Raw genomic sequence first — 16,409 nt, forward strand, 5'->3', positions numbered from 1 at the left:
CTTGCCGAGACGCGCACCAGGAACCAAGGAAAGCAAGGAAAATGACGACAGCGACGGAGCACCTCTATGTGGCTCCGGGATACCGGATCATCCCGGAATGGGATGGCTACATGATGAACGCGCGAATGGAGGTGTGGAGCGTGGCTCGCCACATTCCGTGCAAGGGCGGAAAGACCCGCCTCAAGGCCGCGAAGCGCATTAAGAATGACGTCCATGGCCGAGTGACCCTCTCCCAGGATTCGCGCCGTGGGCGCTTCCACGTCTACAACCACCTCTACCCGATCACCTTCCCGGATTTCCTCGACCCCGAGCGGCGCCCGCAGGTCACGTGCCGCAAGGGCCACCCCTTGGTGGAATTCGAGCACGAGACCCTTAAGGGATGGATGACGCCCAAACCGCGCGTTGCCGAATGGGGTACGGGTAACCGGATCTGCTTGTGGTGCTCGACTCCCCCGAAGTCCTACACCACCGACAACCTCTACTCCGCCGCCTACGGCGTGGGTCGCATCGCGAACTACACGGATTTGCCCGCCGAGCCCAAGCTCAATGCGGAAACAAATCCGCGGGTGTAGGCAGACCTTGAATGGCAAGAACACGGATTCTCGGTGAAATAAAACCGCAGGTAGATTAAATCTCCGGTCAAGCCCTATTAGTAGAGAATAAATATGATTACCAAGATTCAGACCAACGGCACCGACGTGATAATCGCAGGCCGGCGCAACGGCGGCTACAGCATCGAGCAGGGAACCAGTCACATCCTGCTCACGGCTACAGAAGCCGCAGAATTGGCGGATGCATTGACGAACATCCTGCAGCCGCGCATCTCGACCCCGGCCAAAGCGCGCATCATGTGCTACCCGGCCCAATAGAAAGACCTACAGGTGAAAAACCCCACCATTCGCAGCGAGGATTACGCTGCCGTCATCGCCGATTCCTTCGAGGTGTTGGTGGATGACAGCAAACAACGCGGCCCCGTGATCGGGCTGAAGATCGACCCCGTGGACGCCGAGCCGTTCATCATCCCCATGACGTTCAAGGCCGCAAAGGATGTGGCCATGCAAATCGCCAAGGTGCTGATGTTCACGGCCCCGGAACTGTTTGGCGCGTAGGCGACGCCGCAGGTTTCCGCCTATTTGTGCAACACGGGGTGATCGCCCATCGCGACAACACAGCCAGTGGTCTGGCCCGGGGTGCAGATGGGTGCGAAACATCCCGACGTTGCGGCAGCCGTGAGGGCAAGAATTGATGCGACAAGTATTCGAGTGACACACGCCATTGAAGGTGCTCCGTTGTCTGAGGGGGACGACGTTTACCCGATGCATTGCCCGATGCCGGGATCATATCGACCCCCTGCGACCCGCGAGGGGTTTTTGCCTAGTTCGCCTACCGAAACTATCCGCCATGCGTACAATAACGAGCCATGACCAAGCGAATCGCCCTCGCGCTGATCCTGACATTCGCCGCTCCGATGATGTCGGGATGCGGGCCTCTTTTAACTTGCACCCCAAGCATTGACGGTTGCATCTACACGTAAGGAGCGGGCATCTCATGAGTCGAATCATCGTCGCGTTCATGATCGCTTTCGCCGCCTCCACGTCCTCGGCGTGTGGTGCGAACCTCGTCCCCCTTTGCACCCCGAATCCGCCAACACAACTCTGCACCTGATAGCAATCGCGCTCCGATTAGTCCGGACCGGAATAACCTGCCTGTACGGGTCGAAATGCTTCTAGGGCTCGCCGCATTCATCACGCGCTCGGGAACGCTCGGCCTAGAGCCCGACGGCGGCTACCCCATAGGCCGCCTGCGAAGGGGTGAATTTTTCAGCCTCGACGAGTTGGTTGATAAGTCCGTCATGCGAGAAGGCGGTGTAGCCGAGGTAGTCCTTTGCTTTCCTTGCCGCCTGTTGATTCCAGTCAACGTTGAGGCTGTCGACGGCGTATGTTGCGTCCTCGGTTGAGAACTGCTCTGCTTCCACCAGTTGGTTAATGAGCCCCAGACGGGAGAACGCGGTGTAGTCGAGGTAGTCCTTTGCCTTGCGCACGGCGTTCTGTTGACTCAGCGGACTGAGGGGTAATTGCCCCCCCGGACTGAGAGGTACCCCGGGGTTAAAGGTCTCTGCCTGTGCTGCGCCCGCGGCGACAATGCTGGTCGCAAGGAGCACGGCGGTGGCGAGGGCAGCGAGATCCTTCATTTTCATGGAAAGGGAATGTAGCGCCCCGCCCTAGCAGCCGGAGCGGTTTTTGAAATGTTGCTAAGTGCTGTGGCTCACCAGCTTTGACGGCGACAGCTCGCCGCATGGCCCTGCAACTCGCAGGTGCGATCTAAGCGCCGCGAGCCATCCAGCGCTCCGAGGACATGACGTCACCCACGCAGCCCTTGAGGCAGAGAGCCCGCTGCGCGATTGGCCGGAGGGGAATACCACCGTGCGCGTAGTCCTGCTTCATCAGGACAGCGACGGGACCACCGCAAATCTCGCAGGTCTCGTCTTCTTCCCAGTATTCCGGCATGAGGTACTCCTAGCTCGGGTAATGCATTACAGCCATGCTAGGGCGGGGCACCGACGCGGCCGGGTATTTCACGGGGTCTAAAACGGGTACATGTCCCCGTTTTCCAGGCTATGCACCGGGAGAGCCCGCTAGGCACGGGGGTAGAACCATGACAGGCTGTCATAGTTCGTTGACGGCTGATCGGGGGTGATCGGCTTCGATCAGTGAGGATGGATACGAGCTGGGAGGTTCCTGGCCCAGGTGATCGGTTTCGATCACCTGTTAAAGCGCATAGGCTGCGGCATCACGTCGCACCTGCCCAATCCCCATAGGTACTGCATCATCAATCGTGTACTAGCACATTATGGTCTAGCGATACCCTAAGGCTTATGAGACCAGTTGCACCACTTAGGGATTCGGCCACTGCTAACCGCTCACCATGAAAGCCGTTGTGGCACAAGGGGTAGGGGGTAGGTAACAATCCCTGCGCCGAAACACCGCCCGCGACCCTTCGGACCATGTCGCTGTAATGGCATGTATTGCGGCACAACGGATTTCGTGAGAACCTCAAAACCGCAGGTCAGAGGCCATTTCTGGCCGGATCATAACCTGGGGGGTGGTGGTGTTCATACCTAAGACTATAGCGCGGGATGCACTGTCGCGCAAGCGCTTTCAGAAGATTTCGGCGCAACAGATGCACGCACCAAATGCGTTGATGCTAAAGGAGATTCATTGACCAGGTACCAACCCGCCACCTGTCCGAAGTGCAGTACCGCTCTAACGCGAAACCCCAACGGCGGCAGGCCTTCTCGCTGGTGCTGCGAAGGCTGCAAGCGATCTGGCGAGTCGGAGATGGCCCGCCTGGAATCCCTGCTTAGGACGTTTACCGAGGGCCGCGCCGTCGACCAGTTGAACGGCCGGGACACCGCAGATCGTGACGCTGTAATTGCCGACCTGCAAAAGCGCTTCGATCACCTGGCCGGGGTGCCGCCTACGTGAGGCGGTTTCAACAGCCCAAGCGCGACCGCCAGCCCTGCCCGGTCTGTGGCCCGCTCCGTCGCCATCGACAGGCTGGGACGCTTCAGCTCGCACGGTCCCGGCTCCTGGGGTGGGGCTGAGGCTAGTGGCTGTGACGTGTCGTACCGGATGGCCGTACCAACCTACCCACCCACCGGCTGAAAATGCCGCAGGGGCCAACTGAGCCCCACACAGACTTTGGGGAGAAGTCCCCAACCGGCTCCGTCTTGCCGCTTATCGAGGCCGCTCGACTTCTCGACCACCGAGAAGTTGCCCGCTGAGATGACCCGCACATAGGACGAGCCCACCACCCCCACGCTTGCCGCTCTATTCGTAGACCCGCATTTCGGCGTGGCGCTGGTAGTCCCGGTCCTGTTGGGCCACAACGACTATCAATCGAAAGACAACTGAAAAACAAATGAATATGAGTCAACTCGTCGCCCGCAAGAAGGCGAATGAAGAACTGGGCATCTGGATCAGCAATCAAGTTGCCGATCTGAAGACCAAGGGCTTCACCGAGAAGCAAGCCTTCGCCCGCTACGAAGGCAAGGCCAAGCAGTTCCTGGACGAAAAGGAAACGCTAGAACGCGCAGAAGCGGCCATCGGGGCCAGCGACGCGATGATGAAGACCCTCGGCGGCAACGCCGGCGATCTCCGCGGCGTCACGACGCGAGATTCAGACCAAGACGGTAACCGGCGCCCAGCTCAACCCAGCTCGGTTCTCCGACGCCTCGGCCAAGACCCTCTACAACGCGATCACCAAGCGCCAGAACGCCTCGGTGAAGGCCTTCAGCACCGTGGAGTCGCTGATCCCGGCCCAGCTCGCACCCGGGGTTCTGGAGAAAATCCACGAACACCGCGTGCTGGACTACCTTCCCGTCCAGGCCATCTCGGCACCGTCCTACGAGATCATCGTTCACTCGTCGACCACAGGTGCCCCTACCCCGGTTGCCGAAGGTGCCGCCAAGCCCGAAGTGGTGCTCAACACCACCGCACAGACCCTCACCGCGGTGAAACTCGCTGCACACGTGGGCATCTCATACGAGTCCATCGCTGACTACCCGGCGTTCTACGGCTACGCCCAAGCCGAAGTCATGCGGCAAATCTGCGACGTGGAAAACGCCCAACTCTTAAGCGGCTCAGGCAGCTCGGGCAACATGACCGGGTTCCTGTCGACCTCGGGCATCCTCACCCACGACGCCTCGGCCGACACCGGGACCAACGTCACCGCGCTAGACAGCATCGAAATGTCGATTGCCCAGCTTCGCGTCGGCTCCGCGCTGGCCGAAGCCAACCTGATCGTGATGCACCCCAACACCTTCTCGGCCATCCGCCGACTGAAGAACACGTTGGGCAACTTCTTGATCGGTGACCCCACCGAGCAGGGATCACGCGAACTGTTCGGGGTCAGGGTCGTCCCGACCACCGCCATCACCGCGGGCACCGCCCTAATGCTCGATGTGTCGAAGTTCGGCCGAGTTCTCGTCCGCGAGGGAATCACTGTCCACGTCGGACAGACCAACGATGACTTCACCAAGAACATCGCGCGGCTGGTCTTGGAGGAACGGCTGGTGCTGGCGGTCGAGCGGCCCTCGGCCGTGCTGGCGATCAGCAACCTGCCCACCACCGCGTGACGATCATCCGCACCGGGGACTACATCAGCGACCTGGACGTGCGGCCACAACCGGACAAACAGGAGACGCAGACACCCGAACCCCTCAAACGGGTGCGGGTGCTCGCTCCGTTCCTGGTGGCCCACGACGGGACAGCCCACTGGCCCAACGCGGTCGTGGAAGTCCCCGAAAGCGTCGCCGCCCATTGGCTGCTGAATCAATGGGTGGAGCTGGATAAGTCCCGCCGACGCAAATAAATCTTCCCTCGGTCCATCTCGTCAGTAGAAGCCAAGATGGACCGCGGGGCTTCTCGGTCCCGTGCCGTTGAAACAGGGATCGGAAATACCAGTGGTGTCGGCATAACACGCGACTGGTAATCCGCAATAGGGTTCTGCATTTCCCGAACGCGGTATGGCTGTAACGGCAAGGCATTGCCTTAGTTCAACGTTACGGCCGGGTTGTAAGCGAGGGGTGGTTAGACCCTACGGGCGTTTACAACCCTCGGCGGGGAGTGGGTTCTTAGGTGACTCTTCCCCATTCCCCGCCCCTATTCTTTCAACTTCGCTCATGCTGCGCCCCCTCTTTCCGGCGCGCGAGCGAGCCTGGCGCGAGTACACATCTCCTATTCCGCGCCGGGGCCGGGTGGCGCTTCTCGTGGTGAATGAGCCCCCCCGGCAACATTCTTCCCGCGTTTCTGTCGGAGGTTGGCGCGGGAGACGGGGGTCGCGTTGCGCCCAATAAAACTGTTGCAGTAGGTCTACTGCGCGACCCCCACCCCAATCTTCCGCCGCATTATAAGCCGGTTTGCCGCTCGTTTAGCCACGAGGACAAGCGGCAATCGTCCATACCATTGGTCCATGGACGCTTTCGAAATCCCCGTACATCCCGCGGACATCAGCGCCTGTTGGTGGCTATTCCGGGACGCCGGGGGCTTATCCTCATCAATAGACCAGGCACATGCCGTGTGGAGGGCTTTTCGCCACATTCTTAATGTGATCTACATAGCACAACGAAAAAGCCCTGAGGATTGCGCTCAGGGCCTTTTCATTTTCAATAGTTATTTCTTCTTCTTGGCCTGTGACAGGTCACTTGCGGCGACGCTCTTTTGCGCCTTTGTTGACTTCGGATTCTTCAGGATCTTGCTCGCCTGCGACGCGTCCTTCTTGCTAGTGGTCATCATGCACTCCTTCGTGGTTACGGCGCCCCGTGGACACCCACCCCGACGGTAAGTCTGCGCACCGACAAGGCCAGGCATTTACCCAACCACGTTTTCAAACCGCTGGCGGTGGACGCCGTTCATTCATGACTGCAACCCGACTTACGCAGACGACTTGCTCCCCGACACGCCGGGGAAACGTGGACCCAGTCCGCCTGGCTCGGCACCTAGCGTTTACTGCGTGTGTACTGCTATCGCTGCGGTAATGGTCGCGCTTTGGCGAGCACTGGCTGCGACAGCTTCGTGGTCGGTGCATGCGCTGCCGGGCCTTCTTCAATTCGCGGTGTCGCTCGCGACCTTGCTGGCGCTCATTGTCGCCTACCGTCAACTAGTGACGGCCCGAAATGCGCTCGGCGGAAGACTATTTCATTTCAATGCGTATACCTTCGCCGGTGCCGAATCCGAAGAAGAAGACGGCATCAGATACCAGTACTGCGCCGTAGATGTAGGGCTGACGGGGCCTGCAGTACTTCATCATGTGAACGTCCACCTTGAGGTCGACGCCGAGCCATTCCATCCTTGGAGAGATTCCCACCGCCAGCTCAACGAGAAATCTCGGACTCCGGGAGTCAGGCACACTATGACCTCAGCCGATGATCGGATCTGGTGGGTGTTCTGGCTGCCGCTCGATCTGATTCCGCGGACGAAGTGCGTTCTTTCGTGGACCGAGACCATCGGCGAGGGTATTCGCACCGCCGCGATCCGCAAAGACCTCACAACGGACGACGTGGAGCAATGGCGGTGGTACATGGGTCACCGATACCGGAGTCATTTTCGGCGATGGGCGTCGGCTCGCGGTCCGCATTGGTTCCGGCGCACTGTCGGTAAGCCTCGGCCGCTCGGCGAGTACGTAAAGGTCACCACCGAGGATCTGCGTGACGGTGAAGGTCCGTTTAAGCAGCCGTAGTCAAAGGTTTCGTCACGGTGGCGCCCACCGATTGGCCTCTCAGACGAGAATCGAGCCGCCCCCAGGGAGAGAGTAGGGGCGACCCGATCACTTATTCAGACGCAGGCTCGGCTGGTCTGGTGCCGTCCGGGCCAGGCCTCCACGACCGTAGGCTGGTGACTGGTGGTTATCGGCCTGCCAGTCGAGAGGTCTTGCGGGATTCACATGCGACGCCGTTGTGGTCTTTGTCCAGACCGGGCCTGTACGCGGGGTCGCCTTCCGGAATGTCCCATCGGCCAGCGGCGTGGGCCTCAGCGCAGTTCCGGTAGTACACCGAGGATCGGGGGATGGTGGCGGTGGGGGCCGGGGTGCTCCGGGGACCGGGCCGAGGCCTGATCGCACCGTCTTGGATCAGCGTCCACACGACGACGATCACGCACACGACAATGATCGCGATCAGTACGGCCGCGACTACCTTGGCGAGCTTGTCGCGCGTTGCCTCGCTGAGCCGCCGCGTTGGAGGCGTCTTGAACATGACCGCATCATCTCTTCGCCGAGCCGACCACTGCAGCAACTTCGCAAATTTTCAGGCACCAGCCAGCGGCCCCTCGGACGCCTTGGTGGCGTGGCTCTGAAGAACGTCATCGTCCATCATGGGCGTGTCTCCTTCCGAGATGAAGGAGTTAACTGAGTCAAAGATATTGACGAGTACAGAGTCGGCTTCTGAGCACGTTTTACCTGGTCAGATACAGTGCTTAGCTCTGCTCAATTGTCGAAATACCTTGACTTGTCTAGCAATCGGCGGTCCCGCTCCTGTTGGCGGTCCTGGTGGTACGCCTCGACCTGATCGGCGACCCACTCTTCGAGCAACCGGTCCTGAAGGGCGAACATCTCCTTTTCCTCTGCCGGCTCGCCGTGGTCGTAGCCGATCAGATGAAGCACCCCGTGGATGGTCAGCAGGGCCAGCTCGTGTCCCAGGCTGTGCCCCGCCGCCGCGGCCTGGCCGGATGCGAATTCCGGGCAGAGCACAATGTCGCCCAGCATCGAGGGGCCCGGCTCGGGGGCGTCCGGACGCCCACTCGGCTCGAGTTCGTCCATCGGAAAGCTCATCACGTCGGTGGGACCGGGCAGGTCCATCCACCGCATGTGCAGGTCGGCCATCGCGGCGGTGTCCAGCAGCACCATCGACAGCTCGGCCCCCGGATTGACGTCCATCTTGGCGATGACAAACCGCGCGACGCTGATCAATTCGGCCTCGGAGACGTCTATACCCGATTCGTTGGACACCTCAATGCTCATAACCCGCTCACCGCACCATCATCGGCGACCGCGCGAGCCCGTCGCCCGCCGCGATGCCCGGTTCATCGTCAGACCTGGCTCTTCAAACTTCGCATAGGCGTCGACGATCTCCGAAACCAGCCGGTGCCGAACCACGTCCACGCTGGTCAGCTCCGCGACGTGAATGTCATCGACGGTGTCCAGGATTTCGATCGCCGAGCGTAGGCCCGACTTGGCGCCGCCCGGAAGGTCGACCTGGGTGATATCGCCGGTGACCACGATCTTCGATCCGAAGCCGAGTCGGGTGAGGAACATCTTCATCTGCTCGGCGGTGGTGTTCTGCGCCTCGTCGAGGACGATGAACGCGGAATTGAGGGTGCGACCGCGCATGTAGGCCAGCGGCGCCACCTCGATGACCCCGGCGGTCATCAGCTTCTGGATCAGCTCGGGATCCATCATGTCGTACAGCGCGTCATACAACGGACGCAGATACGGATCGATCTTCTCGCTCAGCGTTCCGGGCAAAAAGCCAAGGCGCTCACCGGCTTCCACGGCCGGACGGGTCAAGATGATGCGGCTTACCTGTTTGCTCTGCAGGGCGTTGACCGCCTTGGCCATCGCCAGATACGTCTTGCCGGTGCCGGCCGGGCCGACCCCGAAGACGACGGTGTTGGCGTCGATGGCATCGACATAACGCTTCTGATTGAGCGTCTTGGGCCGGATCGTCTTTCCCCGCCGCGACAAAATGTCCAGCGTGAGCACTTCAGCCGGCGACTCGTTGTCGGTGCCCGCCACCATCGCGACACTGTGGCGGACCACCTCCGGGGTCAACGGCTGACCCCCGGCAACGATGGCGACCAGCTCGGAGATCACCCGCTCGGCGAGCGCGACGTCGGCGGGCTCGCCCGCGACGGTGACCGCGTTGCCACGCACATGCAGGTCCGCCTTCAGGCTGCGCTCCAAAGCCCGTAGATTCTGGTCCGCCGAACCCAACAGGCCCATCACGACATCGGGCGGAACGTCGATGCTGCTGCGAACCTGAGCAGAGGACGGGACAGCGGCGGCTGCGTCAGCAGCGCTGGTCTCGCGGGGCGTCACGTGGCTCTCGATGCCTGCTTTCTCGGGCTTGTCGGTGGGTTGCGGGGCTGCCTCAGTCTACGCCGAGGGCCCGGTTTGGTCAGTGCTCAGCAACGTACTCGACGGCGGGCCGGTGTCGCGAACCTGCAGCACGCGGCCGTTTGCCGAGACGTCGCCGCGCTGCTGCCAGCGTGGGGTCAGCACGCCGACGGCGCCCAGGGCCACCGCCGCAGCCGTCGACGTCCGCAGCACCTGGGGACCGAGCCGCACAGCGGCCGCTCCCGCGTCGGACAACGCGACCATCTCGTCCTCCGCGATGCCGCCTTCGGGACCGACCACCAGCAGCAGTGATGTCACCTGTGCCAGCTCGACACCGGCGAGTGGATCGGTGGCCGATTCGTGTAAGACCAGCGCAGTCGCGCCGGCCGCCACCTCGTCGCGGATCCGCTGAGCCAGCGCCGCGGTGGACAGCACGCCGTCGACCGGCGGAATGTGCGCCCGACGGGCTTGCCGCGCCGCCGACCGGGCGACCGCCCGCCATCGGCGCAGGCCCTTGTCGACCCGGGTGCCCTGCCAGTTGGCCACGCACCGCGCGGCTTGCCATGCCAGGAACGCGTCGGCGCCGGCCTCGGTGGCCAACTCGATGGCCAACTCCGAACGCTCGGACTTCGGCAGCGCCTGCACCACCGTCACGGGCGGGGAACCGGGCGCGACGTTCCAGCGCTCGAGCACCCGCGCGCGCAGCCCGTCGCGCCCGGCGTGCTCCACCTCGCAGTGGGCCAGGGCTCCGGCGCCGTCGCCGAGCACAAGTTGCTCGCCTGGGCGAATTCGGCGCACGGTGGCGGCGTGGAAACCCTCGTCACCGCCCAGCACCGCGAGCGAACCGGGCTCCGGCAGGTCGTCAAGGTAGAACAGGGTCGCGACCATCAGCGCGCCTTCCCCCGACTAGCGCCCGGTGAAGGTCTCGCGGAGCCGGCTGAACAGTCCCCCGCCGGCGTGGGTCGACTTGACCTCGGGCACGTCGCGGCTGCGGCGGGTCTTGAGCTCGCGCAGCAATTCGGTGTCGCGGTGGTCCAGCCGGGCGGGAACCACCACCTCGACGTGCACGTGCAGGTCGCCCCGGGTGCCCGACCGCAGGTGCGGCATGCCGTGGCCACGCAGCGTGATGACCGAAGCCGGTTGGGTTCCGGGCGGGATGGTGATCTCGCTGATGCCGTCCAGGATCGCGTCGACGGTGACGGTGGCACCCAGCGCCGCGTCGACCATCGGCACCGACACCGTGCAATGCAGGTCGTCGCCTTCGCGGACGAAGACGTCGTGCGCCTGTTCGTGCACCTCGACGTACAGGTCACCGGCCGGCCCTCCGCCGGGCCCGACCTCACCCTGGGCGGCGAGCCGCACCCGCATGCCCTCGCCGACGCCGGCGGGGATCTTGACGCTGATCTCGCGGCGGGCCCGCACCCGGCCGTCGCCCATGCATTGGTGGCACGGGTCGGGGATGACGACACCGACGCCGCGGCAGGTCGGACACGGCCGTGACGTCATGACCTGGCCCAGCAGCGAGCGCTGCACCGTCTGGACCTCGCCGCGACCACCGCAGGTGTCGCACGGGACGGGTGCCGAATCTCCGTTGGTGCCCTTGCCCTGGCATCGGTCACACAGCACCGCGGTGTCGACGGTGACCTGTTTGGTCACCCCGGTGGCGCACTCTTCGAGGTCGAGCCGCATCCGCAGCAGCGAGTCCGAGCCCGGCCGCACCCGGCCGATCGGGCCGCGGCCGGTCCCGCCGCCGCTGAAGCCGCCGCCGAAGAAGGCCTCGAACACGTCGCCCAGGCCGCCGAACCCGCCGAACCCGCCGCCCGCCGCGGCGGCGTTCTCCAGCGGATCCCCGCCCATGTCGACGATCCGCCGCTTCTCGGGGTCGCTCAGCACCTCGTAGGCGGCGCTGATCTCCTGGAATTTCGCCTGCGCGGCCTCGTCAGGGTTGACGTCGGGATGCAGTTCGCGCGCCAATTTGCGGTAGGCGCGCTTGATCTCCGCGTCGCCGGCGTTTCTGCTCACGCCGAGCAGCCCGTAGTAATCGCGTGCCACGCTTGACTCTCCTATACCTGGTCTTTCCCGCGCCTACCCACCCTGGGGTGCGCGTTCATCGGGCACCCAGGACTTCGCCGATATAAAGGGCAACTGCAGCAACGCTGGCGATAGTTCCCGGATAGTCCATCCGGGTGGGCCCCAGCACACCCATTCCCCCGTAAACGGTGTCGGAGGTGCCGTAGGCCGTGGTCACCACGGACGTGCCCAATATCTGCTCGGCGGCCGTCTCGTGGCCGATGCGCACCGTCACCTTACCGGCTTCCTGCTGAGCGGCCAGCAACCGCAGCACCACCACCTGCTCCTCCAGCGCTTCCAGGATGGAGCGCAACGAGCCACCGAAATCGGCCGCGTTGCGGGTCAGGTTGGCGGTGCCGCCCAGCAGCAAGCGTTCTTCGGTGTGTTCGACGAGGGATTCCAGCAACACCGTTGCCGACCGGCCGACGGCATCGCCCAGGCCGTCCGGGCTGCGCAGCTGTCCGGCGAGGTCGGCCACCGCGACCGAGGCGGCCGACAGCTTCTTGCCCACCAGCGCCTGGCCGAGCATCTCCCGCAGCTGGGACAGCTCGTGATCGTCGATGACGTCACCGAGTTCGACCACCCGCTGATCGACCCGGCCGGAGTCGGTGATGACGACCATCAGGAGCCGCGCCGGGGTCAGGGCGATCACCTCGAGGTGGCGCACGGTGGACGACGACAGCGTGGGGTACTGCACCACGGCCACCTGCCGGGTCAGTTGCGCCAGCAGCCGCACCGCCCGGCGCAGGACGTCGTCGAGGTCGACCCCGGACTCGAGGAAGCTCTGGATCGCGCGCCGTTCGGCCGAGGACAGCGGCTTGACGTCTTCGAGCCGGTCGACGAATTCGCGGTAGCCCTTCTCGGTGGGCACCCGTCCGGAACTGGTGTGCGGCTGGGTGATGTAGCCCTCGGCCTCGAGTACCGCCATGTCGTTGCGGACGGTGGCGGACGAGACGCCGAGGTTGTGACGCTCCACCAACGCCTTGGACCCGATCGGTTCTTTGGTGGCGACGAAGTCGGCGACGATGGCGCGCAGCACCTCAAACCGACGGTCATCGGCACTTCCCACCGGCCGCCACCTCCTTCGATACCGCCTTGACCGGATTCATTTTACGGGCTCGGGCGGCGCCGGCCGTTACCAGCGGCCGCGACGCGGGCGGCGGCTGTGACAGGACGTTCTTGGAGCACATCGGTGCTGACGAACCACGGCCCGGCTAGCCTTTCCAGAATGAACCGGTCGGGCCACAGCAATGAGTCGGGAAAGGTCGGCCGATGATCTTCAAGGGCGTGCGCGACGGCAAGCCGTATCCCGAGCACAATCTGTCCTATAAGGATTGGTCGCAGATACCGCCACAGCAGATTCGGCTCGACGAATTGGTCACCACCACAACGGTGCTCGCGTTGGACCGGCTGCTCTCCGAGGACTCCACCTTCTACGGCGATCTCTTCCCCCACGCGGTGCGGTGGAGGGGCATCATCTACCTCGAAGACGGCCTGCATCGTGCGGTGCGGGCCGCGCTGCGGAACCGCACCGTGCTGCACGCCCGGGTGTACGACATGGATATGCCGCCGGCCCCGCACGGGTAAGTGTCACGTTCGGGGCTCGTCGCGTGTCGACCTAGTAAGGACGTTGGTCTCCCACCACAACTTGCCAGGAGGATCGCCATGCCGCGGCTGCAAGGAGTCTCCGACCGCGACGCCGGCCTCGGCGCGAAGATCGCCTTCTTTTTCACCAGGCGCAAGCTCGTGCAGATGACCGGGCTGGAAACTGCCGGGATGCTGGAACCGCTGCGGATGTATGCGCACATCCCGCGACTGCTCAACGCCTACGGCAAGTTGGAGCAGGCCGAGTCGAAACTGGACGTGCTCAGTCCCCGTCAGCGGGCGCTGGCCGAGCTGAAGTCGGCGACGACGGTGGGCTGCGAATACTGCATCGACCTCGGCTCACAGATCGCCCGCCGCTGGGGCATCACCGACGACGAGCTGTTGGCCCTGGCCGATTATCGGGACGCGTCATGCTTTTCCGACGCCGACAAGCTGATCCTGCAGTACGCCACCGCGATCAGCCGCACCCCGGTCGAGGTGAGCGATCAACTTTTCGACGCGCTGCGCGCGCACTTCGACACCGCCCAACTGGTCGCCCTGACCCACGTCATCACGCTCGGTAACCTTCGTGCCCGATTCAACCTCGCACTCGACATCGGCTCGTCGGGGTTTTCCGGTAACCGGGTGTGTGCCTTGCCCGAGACCGGCCGGCCGTGACGGCGGATGCCTCCGTGGCGGCACGCTTCGAGGCGGCCCGGCCACAGCTGGGTGCCGTCGCCTACCGGATGCTGGGCTCGATCGACGACGCGCAGGACGCGGTGCAGGAGGCCTGGCTGCGGCTGAGCCGCAGCGGCTCCGACGGCATCGCCAACCTGGACGCCTGGCTGACCACCGTGGTGGCGCGCATCTGCCTGAACATGTTGCGCGACCGCCGAACCCGTGGCGGCGACGAGCCGGTAACCCACCTGCCCGATCCGATCGTGGAGGCGGAAGGTGAATTCGACCCCGAGCACCGCGCGATGCTGGCCGATGCGGTGGGGCTGGCGCTGTTCGTGGTGCTCGACACGCTGGCGCCGGCGGAGCGGCTGGCGTTCGTGCTGCACGACGTCTTCGCCGTGCCGTTCGATCAGATCGCGGCCATCGTCGACCGGACGCCGGAGTCGGCCCGCAAGCTGGCAAGCCGGGCCCGGCGACGAATCGAGCAGGCCGATCCGGCGCCCGACGGCAGCCTGGCCGCACAGCGCGAGGTGGTCGACGCCTTCTTCGCTGCGGGCCGCAGCGGCGATTTCGGCCGCCTGGTGGCGGTGCTGGATCCCGACGTCGTGTTGCGCGGCGACTTCGGTGCCGATGCGGCGGTCTTCCGTACGGAGGGCGCGGCCTCGGTGGCCGAGCTGGCCCGCGGTTACGCCGGGCCGGAACGCGAGGTGCGTGCCGCGACCGTGAACGGTGCCGCCGGCGCGGTGATTTTCGTCGCCGGCCGTGCGGCATCCGTCATGGGTTTCGTGGTGCGCGACGGCCGGATCCGCGTAATCGACGTGCTCGCGGATCCGGCCCGCATCGCCAAACTGGACCTGCGCGCGTTACGCGCCGATCACTGACCGGCGGCCTGCAGCAACTCCATCGCCGACGACCGTGACAGCACCCAGCCGCCCTGGTTGACGAACGTGACGTTCTGGGTGACCGGCGACGGCAGCTTGGGGCCGGAGACCGCGACGTCGGCGGTCGCCGAACCGGCCGCGGCCGGCTGGATGTTCGTGACGTCGAACGACAGCGGCAGGTCGCCGTTCTTGGCCGCCTTCTGCAGCTTCTTGTCGGCGACGTGCGCTTCGATCCCGCTGATGCCGCCCTGCACCAGGTTGCTCTTGCTGGTGAACGAAACACTCGGGTCGGCAAGGCTGGTCAGGACGCCCGTCAGCTGGTCGGGCGTCGGCACGTTGGCACCCGCGACCGGCTGGGCCGGCGGCGGATCCTGCGGAAGCGGTGCGCCGACAGCGGTGAGCCGCACTCCGGCGGCCGGCGCGCTCGGCGTCGCGACGGAGGCCACGCCGGCGGCAGCGCCCCCGACGATGGCCAGCGCCGCCACGCCGGTGGCAATGGTCTTGACGGTTTTCATTGGTTCCCCCTTCGATGGGCACGAATGTCGACGCACGGTTGGCAGTCCGCACCGTCCATTCGCGACGGTGTGGATGGTGTCGTGCCCGTTGCGCCTGTTATTTCGTGTCTCGGCACCGATACGTTACGGCCCACCGATGTGGAAAAAACATGAGCAAACTGTGCGCCGGCTGTGCGACGACCTCCTCCGCGCGGGGTCGAGCGGCTCGGTGCCCGGGGGCGGGCTGATATGCCAAACCCCATGCGCCGCCTTCCGGGGGCGCATGGGGTCTTCGTGACCGCCGGCATTCGCCGGCGAATCCACCGAATTGGCAACGGCTTACGCGGTATGCACCGCGATCCGCCTAGTTCATCGCGGTTGCGGCCTGGATCAGAGCGATCGCCGCGTCGTGCTGCAAGACCCAGTTGCCGCCCTGGTTGACGAACACCAGGTGCTTGTTGACCGGCCCGGCGAACTTGGGACCCGTGATGCCGACATCAGCCTGGGCCATGTTCGGCCCCGCCGGCGCGATGTTCGTCACGTTGAACTGCTCGGGGAAGTTCCCGTTCCGGTAGGCCTTCCTCAGGTCGTGGTCGGCCACCATACCCTCGTTTTGAGGGATGCCGTTTTCAACCAAGTTGTTCTTGTCCCTGTAGTTGACGCCGGGGTCGGTTACTTGGTTGCAGAGGTTCGCCAACTGATCCGCCGTCGGCAACTGCCCCGGCGCCCCGGGCGGCGGGGGCGGAGGCGGCGGCGGATCCTGCGGCAGTGGCGCGCCGACGGCCGTCAGTTGCACCTGATCCAGGCCGATCGGTGCTGCAATGGAAGCCACACCGGCGGCGGCGCCGCCAATGGCGGTCAGTGCCGCCACGCCCGTGGCAATGGACATCACGGATTTCACAGGTCCCCCTTCGATGCACATGGACCGTGGCGGGATCCTGCGGATGGCCGCGCGTGGTCACACGTCTCCATGGTTGAAGATGGTGTAAGTGTGCCCTGCGACTCGCGGATTTGTGTCTCAGGTCGGTCACGTTACGACGACGCTACGGTCCCGACCGCTGAACGACCGCTAAAGGAACTGTGCCGCAAG

At 64.3% G+C, this 16,409-nt stretch carries 18 protein-coding genes; 9 read left to right on the forward strand and 9 right to left on the reverse strand.

Going from position 1 to position 16,409, the window contains the following annotated elements:
• The first annotated feature begins 41 nt into the window (after positions 1–41).
• The 3 genes from A5688_RS16825 to A5688_RS16835 all read left to right on the forward strand — a co-directional run bounded on the left by A5688_RS16825 (position 42) and on the right by A5688_RS16835 (position 1,109).
• The gene (locus tag A5688_RS16825) at positions 42–572 is read left to right on the forward strand and encodes a hypothetical protein (RefSeq protein ID WP_067911708.1); all 531 of its coding nucleotides are present in this window, start codon (positions 42–44) and stop codon (positions 570–572) included.
• A 93-nt stretch (positions 573–665) separates the two neighbouring features.
• Positions 666–869, forward strand: a complete 204-nt coding sequence (locus tag A5688_RS16830; RefSeq protein ID WP_067911711.1) for a hypothetical protein — start codon at positions 666–668, stop codon at positions 867–869.
• Between the two features lie 12 nt (positions 870–881).
• Complete coding sequence (locus A5688_RS16835) at positions 882–1,109, forward strand: hypothetical protein (protein ID WP_067911714.1); 228 nt, start codon at positions 882–884, stop codon at positions 1,107–1,109.
• Between the two features lie 659 nt (positions 1,110–1,768).
• Here A5688_RS16835 and A5688_RS16840 read toward each other — a convergent pair.
• Entirely contained in the window at positions 1,769–2,197 is a 429-nt protein-coding gene (locus A5688_RS16840; protein WP_067911716.1) for an Ltp family lipoprotein, read from the reverse strand.
• Between the two features lie 2,061 nt (positions 2,198–4,258).
• Here A5688_RS16840 and A5688_RS16850 point away from each other — a divergent pair.
• From A5688_RS16850 to A5688_RS27580, 3 genes are all read left to right on the forward strand, one after another.
• On the forward strand, positions 4,259–5,137 hold the full coding sequence (locus tag A5688_RS16850; protein ID WP_278184211.1) for a phage major capsid protein: 879 nt from the start codon (positions 4,259–4,261) through the stop codon (positions 5,135–5,137).
• Entirely contained in the window at positions 5,134–5,373 is a 240-nt protein-coding gene (locus tag A5688_RS16855) for a hypothetical protein (RefSeq protein ID WP_067911723.1), read from the forward strand. The genes A5688_RS16850 and A5688_RS16855 overlap by 4 nt, the downstream gene beginning before the upstream one ends.
• Before the next feature lie 1,140 nt (positions 5,374–6,513).
• Positions 6,514–7,239, forward strand: coding sequence for a hypothetical protein (locus tag A5688_RS27580; protein ID WP_131811929.1), 726 nt, complete (start codon positions 6,514–6,516; stop codon positions 7,237–7,239).
• Between the two features lie 166 nt (positions 7,240–7,405).
• Here the strand turns inward: A5688_RS27580 and A5688_RS16870 are convergent, their stop codons facing one another.
• The 6 genes from A5688_RS16870 to hrcA form a co-directional block, all read right to left on the reverse strand.
• Complete coding sequence (locus A5688_RS16870; RefSeq protein ID WP_067911731.1) at positions 7,406–7,753, reverse strand: excalibur calcium-binding domain-containing protein; 348 nt, start codon at positions 7,751–7,753, stop codon at positions 7,406–7,408.
• A gap of 230 nt (positions 7,754–7,983) precedes the next feature.
• Positions 7,984–8,517, reverse strand: a complete 534-nt coding sequence (ybeY, locus tag A5688_RS16875) for an rRNA maturation RNase YbeY (RefSeq protein ID WP_067830265.1) — start codon at positions 8,515–8,517, stop codon at positions 7,984–7,986.
• 18 nt (positions 8,518–8,535) lie between these two features.
• The gene (locus A5688_RS16880) at positions 8,536–9,594 is read right to left on the reverse strand and encodes a PhoH family protein (protein ID WP_067830261.1); all 1,059 of its coding nucleotides are present in this window, start codon (positions 9,592–9,594) and stop codon (positions 8,536–8,538) included.
• Between the two features lie 57 nt (positions 9,595–9,651).
• Entirely contained in the window at positions 9,652–10,500 is an 849-nt protein-coding gene (locus A5688_RS16885) for a 16S rRNA (uracil(1498)-N(3))-methyltransferase (RefSeq protein ID WP_067830259.1), read from the reverse strand.
• Positions 10,501–10,518: 18 nt separating this feature from the next.
• On the reverse strand, positions 10,519–11,664 hold the full coding sequence (dnaJ, locus tag A5688_RS16890) for a molecular chaperone DnaJ (RefSeq protein WP_067830253.1): 1,146 nt from the start codon (positions 11,662–11,664) through the stop codon (positions 10,519–10,521).
• A gap of 55 nt (positions 11,665–11,719) precedes the next feature.
• Positions 11,720–12,751 carry a heat-inducible transcriptional repressor HrcA gene (hrcA, locus tag A5688_RS16895; protein WP_067830247.1) on the reverse strand — a complete coding sequence of 344 codons (1,032 nt, stop codon included), beginning with the start codon at positions 12,749–12,751 and terminating at the stop codon, positions 11,720–11,722.
• A 203-nt stretch (positions 12,752–12,954) separates the two neighbouring features.
• Here hrcA and A5688_RS16900 point away from each other — a divergent pair, with 203 nt between their 5' ends.
• The 3 genes from A5688_RS16900 to A5688_RS16910 all read left to right on the forward strand — a co-directional run bounded on the left by A5688_RS16900 (position 12,955) and on the right by A5688_RS16910 (position 14,825).
• Positions 12,955–13,269 (forward strand): type II toxin-antitoxin system VapB family antitoxin, encoded by a 315-nt coding sequence (locus A5688_RS16900; protein WP_067830242.1) that lies wholly within the window; start codon positions 12,955–12,957, stop codon positions 13,267–13,269.
• A gap of 78 nt (positions 13,270–13,347) precedes the next feature.
• Positions 13,348–13,944 (forward strand): carboxymuconolactone decarboxylase family protein, encoded by a 597-nt coding sequence (locus tag A5688_RS16905; RefSeq protein WP_067911735.1) that lies wholly within the window; start codon positions 13,348–13,350, stop codon positions 13,942–13,944.
• A complete protein-coding gene (locus A5688_RS16910; RefSeq protein WP_067911926.1) occupies positions 13,941–14,825 on the forward strand; it encodes a sigma-70 family RNA polymerase sigma factor in 885 nt (294 codons plus the stop codon). The genes A5688_RS16905 and A5688_RS16910 overlap by 4 nt, the downstream gene beginning before the upstream one ends.
• Here A5688_RS16910 and A5688_RS16915 read toward each other — a convergent pair.
• Together A5688_RS16915 and A5688_RS16920 are read right to left on the reverse strand one after the other, a co-directional pair.
• Positions 14,819–15,340, reverse strand: a complete 522-nt coding sequence (locus tag A5688_RS16915; RefSeq protein WP_067830234.1) for a hypothetical protein — start codon at positions 15,338–15,340, stop codon at positions 14,819–14,821. The genes A5688_RS16910 and A5688_RS16915 overlap by 7 nt on opposite strands.
• 343 nt (positions 15,341–15,683) lie before the next feature.
• A complete protein-coding gene (locus A5688_RS16920; RefSeq protein ID WP_067911738.1) occupies positions 15,684–16,220 on the reverse strand; it encodes a hypothetical protein in 537 nt (178 codons plus the stop codon).
• Positions 16,221–16,409 lie beyond the last annotated feature (189 nt).

Source organism: Mycobacterium mantenii (genome assembly GCF_001667865.1).
Taxonomy (GTDB): Bacteria; Actinomycetota; Actinomycetes; order Mycobacteriales; family Mycobacteriaceae; genus Mycobacterium; species Mycobacterium mantenii_A.

Bases quoted from the DNA above. Each gene is read 5' to 3' on its own strand.
- A5688_RS16825 (WP_067911708.1), top strand. From the start codon at position 42: ATGACGACAGCGACGGAGCACCTCTATGTGGCTCCGGGATACCGGATC.
- A5688_RS16830 (WP_067911711.1), top strand. From the start codon at position 666: ATGATTACCAAGATTCAGACCAACGGCACCGACGTGATAATCGCAGGC.
- A5688_RS16840 (WP_067911716.1), bottom strand. From the start codon at position 2,197: ATGAAAATGAAGGATCTCGCTGCCCTCGCCACCGCCGTGCTCCTTGCG.
- A5688_RS16870 (WP_067911731.1), bottom strand. From the start codon at position 7,753: ATGTTCAAGACGCCTCCAACGCGGCGGCTCAGCGAGGCAACGCGCGAC.
- ybeY (WP_067830265.1), bottom strand. From the start codon at position 8,517: ATGAGCATTGAGGTGTCCAACGAATCGGGTATAGACGTCTCCGAGGCC.
- A5688_RS16885 (WP_067830259.1), bottom strand. From the start codon at position 10,500: ATGGTCGCGACCCTGTTCTACCTTGACGACCTGCCGGAGCCCGGTTCG.
- A5688_RS16900 (WP_067830242.1), top strand. From the start codon at position 12,955: ATGATCTTCAAGGGCGTGCGCGACGGCAAGCCGTATCCCGAGCACAAT.
- A5688_RS16905 (WP_067911735.1), top strand. From the start codon at position 13,348: ATGCCGCGGCTGCAAGGAGTCTCCGACCGCGACGCCGGCCTCGGCGCG.
- A5688_RS16915 (WP_067830234.1), bottom strand. From the start codon at position 15,340: ATGAAAACCGTCAAGACCATTGCCACCGGCGTGGCGGCGCTGGCCATC.